We start from the raw sequence: 13,833 nt of genomic DNA on the forward strand, positions 1-13,833 counted from the left end.
ACATGCCGAAGTTTTTAATACGGCGGTGGTACGGCTATCATATCGTCGGATTGTTCATACTAGCCGGAATAGCACTTGCCTTTCTCACCTGGTTTCAATGGGAAATAGGAGCTGTAGGATTTTTCCTGCTCGGAGCTTTGGCTATTTATGTTATCCAGGCGGAGCGTTCATTTGAAAAAGAGCTTGAACGGTATATATCTACGCTGACCCACCGTGTGAACAAGGCGGGGGAAGAAGCGGTTACCGAAATGCCTATCGGCATACTGCTGTATGACAAGAATTATCAGATACAGTGGGCGAACCCCTTCATTCTTTCCTACCTGCCGAAAGAGTTCATGGGAAAGCCGATCAGTACTGTATCTGAACGTCTGGGTGCAGCGATTAAGCAGGGGGAAAGCGAAATACATTTAACGATGAGAAATCGTCATTATACCGTTTATATTCACCGCGAAGAGCGGCTGCTGTATTTTTTTGATATGACTGAAACGACGGATATTCAGGCGATGTATCAAAAAGAGAAATCAGTTGTGGCATTTATTTATTTGGATAATTTCACCGAAGTTACTCAGGGCATGGACGATCAGACAAGAAGCCGGCTGATGAGTCATGTGACTACCGCTTTGAATGAGTGGGCGGGGGATCATGACATTTTACTGCGCAGCATCGCTGTGGACCGGTTTATTGCTATCATGAATCAGGACGCCCTTGATCATCTTGAGCAGACAAAGTTTGAGCTGCTCGATTACGTACGTGATATTACGAGTAAAGAGAAGGTGACCATCACCCTGAGCATCGGTATCGGTTCGGGCGAGCCGTCCCTGCAGGAGCTTGGTTCACTGGCCCAGTCCAGTCTCGATCTCGCACTCGGACGTGGAGGCGACCAGGTAGCCATCAAGGACGCGAACGGGAAGGTGCGTTTTTACGGCGGGAAGTCCAATGCGGTCGAAAAGCGTACCCGGGTGCGCGCCAGAGTTATTTCCCACGCGCTGCGTGATTTTGTTCTCGAAAGCGACCAGGTCATTGTGATGGGCCATAAAAATCCGGATATGGATGCTATTGGTGCTGCGATTGGCGTGCTTAAAATCGCTGAGGTAAATAATACAGATGCGTATGTCGTCGTAGATCCGGATGAAATTAACCCGGACGTGAAAAAGCTGATGGAAGAAATCGAAAACCATGAATACCTGTGGTCTCAATTTATTACGCCGTCAGAAGCAATGGATGAAGTGACGAAGCATACGCTGCTCGTTGTCGTGGATACACACAAACCCTCCATGGTTATCGAGCCGCGGTTGATTGACCGCGTGAACCGTACGATTGTTCTTGATCATCACCGCCGCGGAGAAGAGTTCATTGAAGATCCGGTGCTTGTATATATGGAGCCGTACGCTTCATCCACAGCTGAGCTTGTAACAGAGCTTCTGGAGTACCAGCCGAAAAAGCTCAGTATGGATGTGCTTGAAGCAACAGCGATGCTTGCAGGCATTATTGTGGATACGAAAAGCTTCGCTATCCGAACCGGATCGAGAACGTTCGATGCAGCTTCATTTTTAAAAATGCACGGTGCCGATACGACTATGGTGCAGATGCTCTTAAAAGAAGACCTCGATCAATACGTGGAGCGATCGCATCTTATCGAGCGGGCGGAGGTCTACCGTGACGGAATGGCTGTTGCCGCCGCTGCGGAAGATGAAATGTACGGCCAGATTTTAATCGCTCAGGCAGCGGACACCCTGCTTACGATGAACGATATCAAAGGTTCATTTGTGATATCTAAGCGTCAGGATGATAAAATTAGTATCAGCGCCCGTTCGCTTGGTGAAGTGAACGTGCAGTTAATAATGGAAGCTTTAGGCGGAGGCGGTCATTTAACGAATGCGGCAACGCAGTTGACCGATACTACGATTGAAGAAGCGGAAAAACGCCTGAAGCAGGCCATTGATGAATATTTGCAAGGGGGCACATCCGAATGAAAGTCATACTGAAACAAGACGTAAAAGGCCAGGGAAAAAAAGGTGAAGTTGCAGACGTATCTGAAGGGTACGCCAGAAACTATTTATTAAAGAAGAACCTTGCTGTGGAAGCAAGCAAAGGCAATCTGCGGGACCTGGAAGCTACGCAGAAAAAACAAAAAGAACGTGAGCAGGAAGAGCTTGAGCAGGCGAAGAAGTTTAAGGAGCAGCTCGAAAAAACAGACGTAGAGCTTACTGCCAAAGCAGGAGAAGGTGGACGCTTGTTCGGAGCGGTTTCCACAAAGCAGATTGCAGAAAAGCTGAAAAGCATGAATATGAAAGTGGATAAACGTAAAATAGAAATTGACCAGCCGATTCGTTCACTTGGCTACACCAAAGTACCAATCAAGATTCATCCTGAAGTCACAGCTGTCGTAAACGTACACGTGACGGAAGAGTAACAGCTGCGTGGATGAATAAAGAGCCTGTTCCCCCGTCATAAACAGAGGGTAAGAACCAGGCTCTTTTTTCAACACGTTCTATAGAGGTGAAAGCAATGAATGATATTTTCACAGAACGGGTCCCCCCGCAGAATATTGAAGCAGAACAGGCTGTTTTAGGTGCTGTCTTTTTAGAGGGTGAAGCACTCATTACTGCCACGGAGCATTTGATGCCGGAGGATTTCTATCGTCAGTCGCATCAGCGTATTTTTAATACGATGATTGAACTGTCTGAACGGGGAGAGCCGGTTGATCTTATTACGGTCAGCACAGAGCTGCAGGCAAAACAGGTGCTCGAAGAAATCGGCGGTCTTTCTTATCTAACCGACCTGGCAAATGCTGTACCGACAGCAGCCAACGTTGGTTACTACAGTCAGGGCGTATACAGTAAGTCCCTGCTGCGGCGGCTGATACGGGCGGCAACTAACATAGTGAATGAAGGCTACAGCGGCGAACATGATGTAGAGGAAGTACTTAACGAAGCTGAAAAGACTATAATGGAAGTATCACAGGAGCGTCGTTCGTCTGCCTTCGTTTCCATCAAAGATGTACTCATTGAAACATATGACAATATTGAAATGCTGCAGAACCGGGAAAATGACGTAACAGGAATTGCGAGCGGCTTTGCCGAGCTCGACCATATGACTGCTGGATTTCAGCGCAGTGACCTAGTGATTGTGGCTGCGAGGCCTTCGATGGGGAAAACGGCCTTTGCCTTAAACATTGCCCAGAACATTGCGACGAAAACTGAAGAAAATGTGGCTATTTTCAGCCTGGAGATGGGTGCTGCCCAGCTTGTGCAACGGATGCTCTGCGCGGAGGGAAACATTGATGCTAACCGCCTTCGTACCGGCGCGCTGCAGGAAGAGGACTGGGAAAAGCTGACGATGGCGATGGGGAGCTTATCTTCGGCCGGCATCTTTATTGATGATTCCCCGGGTATCCGGGTGAACGATATACGTGCGAAATGCCTCCGTTTGAAGCAGGAGCGGGGTATTGGAATGATTCTGATTGACTACCTGCAGCTGATCCAGGGAAGCAGCAGAGGCGGGGAAAGCCGCCAGCAGGAAGTTTCGGAAATCTCCCGTAGTTTAAAAGCTCTTGCGCGTGAGCTCGACGTTCCGGTAATTGCGCTGTCCCAGCTTTCCCGCGGGGTGGAGTCCAGGCAGGATAAACGCCCGATGATGTCTGATTTAAGGGAATCTGGAAGTATTGAGCAGGATGCAGATATTGTATCGTTTTTGTACCGTGATGATTACTATGACCAGGAATCCGAAAACCAGAATATCATTGAAATCATTATTGCCAAACAGCGTAACGGTCCGGTTGGTACGGCCGAGCTCGCTTTCATTAAAGAATATAATAAATTCGTTAATTTGGACCGGCGACACGACGATAATCAAATTCCGCCCGGAGCTTAGACTCCGGGCTTTTTGTATAAGCGAACAAATTAAGCAAATAAAACTTTTAATGTTCGTGTTTTATTGACTTTACGTGCCGTGGTTGATAGACTATCTAAGGGATTTTCTCCATAATAAAATGAGAATATGAAACCTTTAGATGAAGCCAAGTGAACATTATCGGATAAGCAAGAAAAATATGCCTAAGGTGCCGGCAGGAGAGATTGTGGAGGTGGACGCTGTGTCGTCAATAGTAATTGTAGGAACTCAGTGGGGAGACGAAGGAAAAGGAAAAGTAACGGATTACTTATCAGAAAATGCGGAGGTTGTGGCCCGTTACCAGGGTGGAAATAACGCTGGTCATACGATTGTCTTCGGAGGAACTAAATACAAGCTTCATTTAATTCCGTCCGGAATCTTTTATGATAATAAAACGTGTGTCATCGGAAACGGAATGGTTATTGATCCGAAAGCGCTCGTCGAAGAGCTGGAATATCTGCATGAGCGCGGTGTTGATACAAGCAATCTTCGTATCAGCAACCGTGCCCACGTTATTCTTCCTTACCATCTGCGTCTCGACGCCGTAGAAGAAGACAGCAAAGGCACAAATAAAATTGGAACGACCCGTAAAGGCATTGGCCCGGCTTATATGGATAAAGCTGCGCGCGTAGGCATCCGTATTGCTGACCTTCTGGATAAAGATGAATTCCGGGAAAAGCTGTCGCGGAATTTGAAAGAAAAGAACCGCCTGCTCGAAAGAATGTATGATGCAGAAGGGTTTGAGCTTGAAGATATTCTGGATGAATACTATGAGTACGGCCAGTTCTTTGCGAAGTATGTCTGTGATACGTCGGTAGAGTTGAATGAAGCGATCGATAAAGGCCGCCGGGTGCTGTTTGAAGGTGCGCAGGGCGTAATGCTTGATATCGACCAGGGCACATATCCCTTTGTCACTTCCTCAAATCCTATCGCCGGCGGTGTAACGATCGGCTCGGGTGTAGGGCCGTCCAAAATTCAGCACGTGGTGGGCGTCTCCAAAGCATACACGACCCGCGTTGGTGACGGCCCGTTTCCAACAGAGCTGTCTGACGAAACGGGGGAACAGATTCGTGAAGTCGGAAATGAATACGGAACCACTACCGGACGTCCCCGCCGTGTTGGCTGGTTCGACAGCGTAGTCGTGCGTCATGCCCGGAGGGTGAGTGGCATCACCGATTTATCTTTAAATTCCATTGATGTTTTGACCGGTATTGAAACGCTGAAAATATGCAAAGCCTACAAGTATCGGGGAGAGATCATGGAAGAGTTCCCTGCGAGCCTGAAAGTACTCGCAGAGTGCGAGCCGATTTATGAAGAGCTGCCAGGTTGGACAGAAGACATCACCGGTGCTTCGTCGCTCGGTGACCTTCCGGTAAACGCCCGTCATTACATCGAACGTATCTCTCAGCTGACCAACATTCCGATCAGCATTTTCTCAGTAGGACCGGACCGGAATCAGACAAATATGGTCCGCGGTGTGTGGGCTATCCAATAAAAACCACTAAGCATCTGCCATAGAGGCGGATGCTTTTTTCAACGAATCACTTTTTTCATACAAAACTAGTTGAAATTGCATCTGTGACGTGATAATATTACTCATGTTGTCGTTATCCACAGCGACAATTTCTTCGTATCAGGAGCCATTAGCTCAGTTGGTAGAGCATCTGACTTTTAATCAGAGGGTCGGAGGTTCGAATCCTCCATGGCTCACCATGAAAGGCCCGTTGGTCAAGTGGTTAAGACACCGCCCTTTCACGGCGGTAACACGGGTTCGAATCCCGTACGGGTCACCATTTTCTTATCAAGCAGAAAATGAACAGAACTGAAACAGAGGATAAGATTCGCAATGTATTCCCCCTTACTCATTTTTGGAAAGAAGACACCAGAAGGTTGAGGATGCCAGGGAGAGAGCAAAGGGACGTACAAAGCGTACGTGACTGCAGCGAACGAAAGCAGCAGACGATAAGATTCGCAGTGTATACTTTTTAAAAAGGGCCTGTGGTGTAGTGGTTAACATGCCTGCCTGTCACGCAGGAGATCGCGGGTTCAAATCCCGTCAGGCCCGCCATTTTATTTTTCTGATTTACTCATGGCCAGGTAGCTCAGTCCGTAGAGCAACAAGCAAAGCTTCTCCGAACATTCTGCGAGTTGTCCGTCCCGAATTTCTTCATCGAATAAGCAAAGGATGAGGGTAAGGACAGTGGCTTTAAAACCAAGGGCATCAATTAAGCAAAAGCATTCTTTTTAACATGGCTCGATAGCTCAGTCGGTAGAGCAGTGGACTGAAAATCCTCGTGTCGGCGGTTCGATTCCGTCTCGAGCCACCATTTTTATAAAATAACCAGCGCCTGGACTTTGACGTCCAGGCGCTTTTTTCACAGGCTTCAGGCCTCGATAGGAACAGATAAAGAGCTGTGTTACAATGTGAAAGAGAATTGTAATCCTCTTAAATATTTTGCAATAAACATAAAGAGGCATACCTTTGCAGGGTGTTACTACACATAGATGACTGAATTTATGCCTTTTCACATTTGAGGAATGGAGCGGTGGGAACATGGATGAGAAAATATTAGTAGTCGATGATGAACAGCCAATTGCTGATATATTAGAATTTAATCTTCAAAAAGAAGGATTTCAGGTTGTTTGTGCATATGACGGCGACGAAGCTTTAGAAAAGGTGGATAATTTCGGTCCAGATCTGATTCTTCTTGACGTCATGCTTCCAAACAAGGACGGCATGGAAGTATGCAGAGAAGTCCGAAAGCGGTTTGATATGCCGATCATCATGTTAACTGCTAAAGACGGGGAAATTGATAAGGTGCTCGGCCTTGAACTTGGAGCAGATGATTATGTAACCAAACCGTTCAGCAACCGGGAGCTTCTTGCCAGAGTTAAAGCCAACCTCCGCAGGAAGCAGCCGGCAGCGGAAGAAGGCAGCACCGAACCGCAGAATGCTATAAAAATCGGTGACCTTCTCGTAGACCCGGATGCTTATTTAGTAACAAAACGCAGCGAGCCGATAGATCTTACGCATCGTGAGTTTGAACTGGTCCTCTACCTCAGCCGCCATATCGGCCAGGTAATGACAAGAGAGCATCTTCTGCAGGCCGTGTGGGGCTATGATTACTTTGGGGACGTACGTACCGTGGACGTGACGGTGCGCCGTTTGAGAGAGAAAGTAGAAGACAATCCGAGCTTCCCTGAGTGGATTGTGACAAGACGTGGTGTTGGGTACTACTTAAAACATCCAGAACAGGAGAAGTAACGTATGAAGATTATCGATTTTTTTAAATCGATTCATTTTAAACTTATTTTGATCTTCGTGCTGCTGATTTTTGTAGCGATGCAGTTCATTACCGTATTTTTCACGAGCGCCCTTGAAGACACGCTCGTGGAAAATTTTAATGATACGCTCGCCGAGCAGACTGATCTTCTGGAGTATAATGTGCAGGAAGAACTGACACAGAGTCGAGGAGAAGACGATAATACGGTTCAGGAAGATATCGACAGTTTATTAAGCCAATTTGCCAATTCAGGAGCAAATAATAATCCGGGACAGTCGAGTCCGGAAGCCAGAGTGATCGGCTCCAATCAAATTATTTTAGGCACGTCGAATATAAATGATCAGGATATCGTCAATAACCAATCGAACGATGACCTTGTCCAGCGGGCGTTATTAGGGAACACGCTTGAAGAAGTGCGCTGGGATGCCAATAGCGGCCACAGGGTCAGCTTAATTGTGCGGCCGATCGAAGAAGACGGAGAAATTCTGGGCGTATTGTACGTGCGTTCCGACATGTCGAGCGTGTACAGCCTGGTAAATGACATCAGCAGTATTTTAATTGCAGCGAGCATTATTGTGCTGATTTTAAACGCGATCCTTGGTATTTTGCTTGCCCGCACGATTACGAGACCTATTGCAGACATGCAGCGCCAGGCTAAAATTATGGGGGAAGGAGACTTTTCCCGCAGAGTCCGTGTATACGGAAACGATGAAATCGGGCAGCTGGCCCATTCCTTTAACCAGCTGACGCTGAAATTAAAAGAAAGTCAGGCAAGCACCGAGGACGAACGGAAGAAATTAAGCTCGGTTCTGACCCATATGACAGATGGGGTTATAGCTACTGATGAACTCGGGCGCATTATTCTGATGAACAAACGCGCCGAGCAGCTGTTAAACAAAAACAGTGAGGAAATGGAAGGCACATATATTACAGAAGCTCTGCACCTCTCAGAGACAATGACCTCAAGCGATCTATATGATTACAATGAAGCAATTATGCTGGATTTCAGCAGCGAGGAACAGGATTTTCTGCTGCAGGCCAACTTCTCAATCGTACGGAACGAAGACGGGCCGGTTACTGGTCTGATTACCGTGCTTCATGATGTCACGGAGCAGGAAAAGATCGAACGAGAGCGCCGGGAATTTGTATCAAACGTTTCCCACGAATTAAGAACTCCGCTGACTACGCTGAAAAGCTACATGGAGGCTCTCGAAGACGGAGCGATGCAGGATGAAAATCTGGGTCCCCGCTTTTTACAAGTGACCCAGAACGAGACGGACCGAATGATCCGGCTCGTGAACGATCTGCTTCAGCTTTCGCGGATGGACAGTGACGAAATCAGCTTAGACTTTTTTACTGTGGACCTGTCTGAAATGATCAATCAGGTGATTGAACGCTTTGAAATGATTAACAAAGATAAAAATATTGCTTTTTATAAAGAAGTCCCTTCCTATCCGGTATACGTAGACATGGACAAGGACAGGATTTATCAAGTCTTTGATAACGTGCTTTCGAATGCCGTGAAGTACTCGCCAGACGGCGGGGAAATCAGTGTGCAGATGTTTACGCGTGCCGACGCCGTAGATGTTGAAATTAGCGACCAGGGCGTAGGTATTCCAAAAGAAAGCCAGCATCGTATTTTTGACCGCTTTTACCGGGTGGATAAAGCAAGGGCAAGAAATCTCGGTGGTACGGGGCTGGGACTTGCAATTGCCAAGGAATTTATCCATGCGCACGGCGGAAGGATTGCGGCTGACAGTGAATGGAAAAAAGGAACCACTATATTAATTACGCTGCCATACTCAGTGATTAATAAAGCGGAGGCTGGATCATGAAAGAAACAATTAAATCCTGGACGTTATCAATTTTAGTGATAGGCAGCCTGCTGCTTACATGGCAGAACTGGTCGTTTCAGCCTGAATACGAAAATGTTAATTCCTCCGAAAGTGTACAGGAGACGACAGAAATAGCCGAAACAAGAGAAGCGGGAGAAGTCGTACGTCCCAACCAGGGGGTAGTGCGATCGAATGGAAGCAGCTCTCTTATGACAGAAGACCAGGCCGCTTCTGATCTGGATAAAGTTTACAGGCAGTTTGAAGAAGCTGACATCAGCGAAACGTCAGTCACTGACCTGGACCACAATGAACTCTATCAGCGTGCTTCTTCATCAGAATATTCGATAGAGCTCGTTTTTCCTTCAGCTATCTCCTGGTCTATGGTAAATGAATTATTTAGCTTTGAAGATGAAAATAACGAAGTAGAAGAGGCCTTAGATGGATCGATCGACCGCATCATATTAACAGCTTCACCAGGAAGTGAAGAACTAAACGCTGTGTTTGTTTCTTACGATGAGGGAGCTATTGTAAACAGTAATACGAACCTTGATAAAAATGAAATAGAATACGAGCAGTACCTTGCAGAGCATGAAAGTATGCTCACCCATGATGTTGATGAAGATGGTTATGAAAAGCATATTTATCTTCCGCAAAACCCGGGGTCCCGTACTAATTACACTTATGCTTCTACGGATTTATCCACAAAAGAATTTCAACAGGTACTGATGCCCGATGAAAATACCCAGAGCCTGCAGACCTATACGAATGATTCCACTGAAGTTATTACAGATGGCACGAGAGAGCTTCGGATTAATAATGCCGGAGATTACCTTCGTTACGCCAACCCGACTTACTCGGAACAAACAGATGGAAGTGATACGAGCAGTATCATTTCTTCCTTTGAATTTGTAAATAACCATGCCGGCTGGTCGGATGAATACCGGTATTATTCTTCGAGCACGATTGACGGAGAGACAACAGACACTTTTCGTATGAGTAAAGGCGGACTTCCGGTGTTCCGGGAATCCAACGGCAGTGATTTTGCCTCTATCCAGGTGTCAAATGTGGGCACGCAGACCACAGGGTATTCGAGGCCGCTGTTTGATTTGGAAAACAATCCGGTCAGAACAGGAGATGCCGGTGTTTCCACTGATCTGCCGAGTGGAGAAGAAACGCTTGAGGCCGTGCAGGAGCAATGCAGTTCTTCTCTGGTCGAAGATATACAAATCGGCTACAGCATTTCAAGAAATGGGGAGAACTCCGGATACTATGATATGGAGCCCGGTTGGTTTGTCCGCTGTGACGGCAGCTGGTCCCCGGTCGAGTTCGATGAAGAAGGCAACGAAGAAGGGGGAGAATAAAATGGATTGGGCGAGAACAAAGACCATTTTTATACTTGTTTTCCTGCTTCTTAATACATTTTTGTTTTACAGTTATCTAGAACAGCAGATTGAATACCAGGAAAGCTCTGCCTCCCAGACAGGCGATGAGGAATCAGAACAGAGGCTCTATGGATATGCAGAAGAGGATCTGCCTGACAGGATCGAACAGCTTCATCTCGAAGCAAGCTACGTGGATTTTGAAAGCGGCGGACGCTCCCAGAAGGTAGAAGGCAATTCCAATGTTAACGATGTTACGTATATTTCAAACGAACGATTAATTGGAATGAGTGCTACGCTCGAAGATCCTGTGAAAATATCCGAGGATAACCGAAACGAGGATTTAGCCTCTTTTTTAAGCGATTATGTCTGGAATGCAGAAGACTACGAGCAGGGGCAGATGGATGAAGAATTAAACAGGCAGTACTATTACCAAACCTTTGACGACAAACAAATTTATAAACCGGAGGCTTCTGCGCAGCTGGAATTGGTGTTTAACGACCAAAACGAAATTGTCGGCTTTCGCCAGTCGTATTTCGAGCTCGACGCCACCCCGGCAGACGGTACCATTCCGGCAGAGGATGCTATCGAAGCTCTAGGAAACCCGAGCAACGGTATTTTGCAGACAAATGATACAGTGAGCAATGTGAGTGTCGGTTACTTTAACCAGGTGACGCCGCAAGGAGAAAATGTTTATTTATATACACCGATGTATATTGTGGAAGTAAACGGAGAAACCAGATACCTTGTAAATGCCAGAACCCAGCGCGTCCAGTCCTGGGAGCAGGTAATGGAGAATAACGATGAAGAGGGCGTGATGGTTGAACCGGAAGTGCCGGAAAATGGCTCTGATTTGGAGGAAGAAGCTGAGGAAGATGGCTCTGACTCAGGAGAAGAAGCCGAAGAAAATGGCTCTGACCAGGAGGAAGACGCTGAAGAAAATGGGTCAGCGGAAAACGGGGAAGAAGCACCGGCTAATGAATAGGGAAAGCAGGAGGATAGAATGACACTGCAGTTCAGTGTACTTGCCAGTGGCAGTACAGGCAATGCTATATACGTACAGACTGGGGAGCAGCGTTTGTTGATTGATGCAGGCTTGAGCGGCAAAAAAATAGTGGAAAATTTACATGCGATCGGCGTGGAACCGGCAGCTTTGGATGCGCTGATAGTTACCCATGAACACAGCGATCATATTAAAAGCGTCGGTGTATTAAGCCGGAAATACCAGCTGCCGGTTTATGCCAATGTAAAAACGTGGCAGGCGATGGAAGGACTTATCGGCAAGGTGCCCCTTGAACAGAAATTTCACCTTGACCGAAATCAGCCGGCTGCCTTTGGCAATATTGAGCTTGAGCCATTTCACGTTTCGCACGATGCAGCAGATCCTATGTTTTTTGTTTTTCACCATGAAGGCAAAAAGCTGGCACTTGCCACCGATATGGGATACGTCAGCGACCAGATCAAAGGTACGGTCAAAAATGCCGATGCGTACGTTTTTGAATCAAACCATGATATTAACCTGCTGCGTATGGGCCGCTATCCCTGGAATGTTAAAAAACGAATCCTAGGTGATTCTGGACATGTGTCGAACGAAGATTCCGCTTATGCCCTCGCGGATATTGTCGGAGAGCGGACGAGCAGAATCTATCTCGCGCATTTAAGCCGGGACAATAACATGAAAGACCTGGCACGAATGACAGTAAAGCAGGTGCTCGAAGAGGAGGAAACAGGAATAGGCCATACGTTCCATCTCTACGATACGGATCCATTCCTTCCAACAAGCCTGCACACGCTTTAAACCAAAATATGTGATACACCTGCGGGGTATTCTCTATAAACGTAAAAAATTATCAAAAGCATGCCTTTTACTAGACGAGGTGTGCTTTTTCTTCGTACAATAAATATACATCCCGGCACCCGAGACGGGTATGATAAAGGGTCTTCATTTCAATATGTGTCAAAAGCACTGAAATCAGCCCCGGTATCTTATGAAAAAAGGAAGTGTCGGAATATGGGTTATTATGATGATCATGCAAGAAAGGAAAGTCAGAAGCAAAAGAAAAGTCGCAGAAATGTAGGTATCGCAGGCTTTGTGGGGGCAATTATCGGTGCGGGGGTAATGACAGTATCAGCACCGTTTATATATGATTCGGTTTCAGGAGAAAATACTGAAACGATTGACGGGACAGCGGATTTATCGGACAACGGCTCCGGTTCCGACGGCTCTGCGGAGGAAGTCAATGCAGAATCCGGCACGGTGACAGCAGCGGCAAACGAAGTTTCCGGGGCTGTAGTCGGAGTGTTTAATCAGGTCCAATCAGAAAATGCCGGTATTCAGGGCGGTCAGGAGCAGGACGAAGAATCTGTCGAACAGGGCACAGGCTCCGGCGTCATTTATAAAAAGGAAAACGGCTCAGCGTTTATTGTTACCAACAACCATGTCGTGGAAGGGGCAAATTCAGTAGAAATCAGCTTAGAGGATGATACCCGGCTGGAAGCAGAGATTGTCGGTACTGATCCTTATACTGATCTGGCCGTGTTAAAAGTAGATGGCGGACCGATAGACACCGTAGCTGACTTTGGCAGCTCCGATGATCTGCAGGTAGGCGATCAGGCAATCGCTATCGGGAATCCGCTCGGCACAGACCTGTCACGAACAGTGACAGAAGGAATTATCAGCGCGAAGGATCGCAGTATTCCGGTGGATTACGACGGGGATGGACAGGATGACTGGGAAGCAGACGTCATGCAGACGGATGCAGCGATTAACCCCGGTAACAGTGGTGGCCCTTTAGTTAATAGTTCCGGCCAGGTCATCGGCATTAATTCGATGAAAATTGCTCAGTCTTCGGTGGAAGGCATCGGGTTTTCGATTCCAACATCAGTGGCAGTGCCGATCATTGAAGATTTGGAAGAAGACGGCGAAGTAGAACGTCCACAGCTGGGTGTTGCTATTCAATCAATTTCTGAGCTGTCAAGCTACAACTGGACAGAAGAGCTGGGACTGCCGGAAGACGTGGATCACGGAGTGTACGTGACTCAGGTCCAGCCAAATTCTGACGCGCAGGAGGCAGGACTCGAACAAAACGATGTGATCACTCAAATTGACGGCGAAGAAGTGCAGGGAGGCAGCGACCTCAGGAATTATCTCTATAACAGCACTGAAATCGGAGATACAGTTACTATAACGTATTACCGGAACGGGGAAGAGCAGACGACGGATATAGAATTAACACAGACAGCATCCACAGGTGAATAAACCAATTCAGGGCCTTCTATTGAAGGCTCTTTTTTTGTGGATAAATATAGAGATGGTCGAACCGAAGAAAATATATGCTACAATAGACGCTGAGAAAATTGTATAGAAAAAAAAGAACAAACCCCTGCTATACTGCTGTAAAGAACATATAGGAGAATCGTTGGTTGACGTATTGTAAAATGGAA

10 protein-coding genes and 4 tRNA genes are annotated in these 13,833 nt (G+C 46.9%); all 14 read left to right on the forward strand.

Going from position 1 to position 13,833, the window contains the following annotated elements; all coding sequences use genetic code 11:
* Positions 1–2: 2 nt before the first annotated feature.
* The 14 genes from Q9M42_RS04650 (at position 3) to Q9M42_RS04715 (ending at position 13,648) form a co-directional block, all read left to right on the forward strand.
* The gene (locus tag Q9M42_RS04650; RefSeq protein WP_322525358.1) at positions 3–1,973 is read left to right on the forward strand and encodes a DHH family phosphoesterase; all 1,971 of its coding nucleotides are present in this window, start codon (positions 3–5) and stop codon (positions 1,971–1,973) included.
* Positions 1,970–2,413, forward strand: coding sequence for a 50S ribosomal protein L9 (rplI, locus tag Q9M42_RS04655; protein WP_022792967.1), 444 nt, complete (start codon positions 1,970–1,972; stop codon positions 2,411–2,413). The genes Q9M42_RS04650 and rplI overlap by 4 nt, the downstream gene beginning before the upstream one ends.
* A 95-nt stretch (positions 2,414–2,508) precedes the next feature.
* Entirely contained in the window at positions 2,509–3,873 is a 1,365-nt protein-coding gene (dnaB, locus tag Q9M42_RS04660) for a replicative DNA helicase (protein ID WP_322525359.1), read from the forward strand.
* Positions 3,874–4,093: 220 nt separating this feature from the next.
* The gene (locus Q9M42_RS04665; protein ID WP_322525361.1) at positions 4,094–5,386 is read left to right on the forward strand and encodes an adenylosuccinate synthase; all 1,293 of its coding nucleotides are present in this window, start codon (positions 4,094–4,096) and stop codon (positions 5,384–5,386) included.
* A 142-nt stretch (positions 5,387–5,528) separates the two neighbouring features.
* Positions 5,529–5,604, forward strand: a tRNA-Lys gene (locus Q9M42_RS04670).
* A gap of 5 nt (positions 5,605–5,609) precedes the next feature.
* A tRNA-Glu gene (locus tag Q9M42_RS04675) sits at positions 5,610–5,684 on the forward strand.
* A 199-nt stretch (positions 5,685–5,883) separates the two neighbouring features.
* A tRNA-Asp gene (locus Q9M42_RS04680) sits at positions 5,884–5,959 on the forward strand.
* A gap of 183 nt (positions 5,960–6,142) precedes the next feature.
* Positions 6,143–6,218 (forward strand) — tRNA-Phe (locus tag Q9M42_RS04685).
* A 227-nt stretch (positions 6,219–6,445) separates the two neighbouring features.
* Positions 6,446–7,156 carry a response regulator YycF gene (gene yycF / locus Q9M42_RS04690; protein ID WP_322525362.1) on the forward strand — a complete coding sequence of 237 codons (711 nt, stop codon included), beginning with the start codon at positions 6,446–6,448 and terminating at the stop codon, positions 7,154–7,156.
* Positions 7,157–7,159: 3 nt separating this feature from the next.
* On the forward strand, positions 7,160–9,010 hold the full coding sequence (walK, locus tag Q9M42_RS04695) for a cell wall metabolism sensor histidine kinase WalK (protein ID WP_322525363.1): 1,851 nt from the start codon (positions 7,160–7,162) through the stop codon (positions 9,008–9,010).
* The gene (locus Q9M42_RS04700) at positions 9,007–10,371 is read left to right on the forward strand and encodes a YycH family regulatory protein (protein ID WP_322525364.1); all 1,365 of its coding nucleotides are present in this window, start codon (positions 9,007–9,009) and stop codon (positions 10,369–10,371) included. Before walK ends, Q9M42_RS04700 begins: the two co-directional genes overlap by 4 nt.
* A 1-nt stretch (position 10,372) precedes the next feature.
* Entirely contained in the window at positions 10,373–11,374 is a 1,002-nt protein-coding gene (yycI, locus tag Q9M42_RS04705; RefSeq protein ID WP_322525365.1) for a two-component system regulatory protein YycI, read from the forward strand.
* A gap of 18 nt (positions 11,375–11,392) precedes the next feature.
* The gene (locus tag Q9M42_RS04710; RefSeq protein WP_322525366.1) at positions 11,393–12,187 is read left to right on the forward strand and encodes an MBL fold metallo-hydrolase; all 795 of its coding nucleotides are present in this window, start codon (positions 11,393–11,395) and stop codon (positions 12,185–12,187) included.
* A gap of 213 nt (positions 12,188–12,400) precedes the next feature.
* Positions 12,401–13,648 (forward strand): S1C family serine protease, encoded by a 1,248-nt coding sequence (locus Q9M42_RS04715; RefSeq protein ID WP_322525367.1) that lies wholly within the window; start codon positions 12,401–12,403, stop codon positions 13,646–13,648.
* Positions 13,649–13,833 lie beyond the last annotated feature (185 nt).

Origin of the sequence: Marinococcus luteus, assembly GCF_034497705.1 — a bacterium.
Classification (GTDB): domain Bacteria; phylum Bacillota; class Bacilli; order Bacillales; family Marinococcaceae; genus Marinococcus; species Marinococcus luteus_A.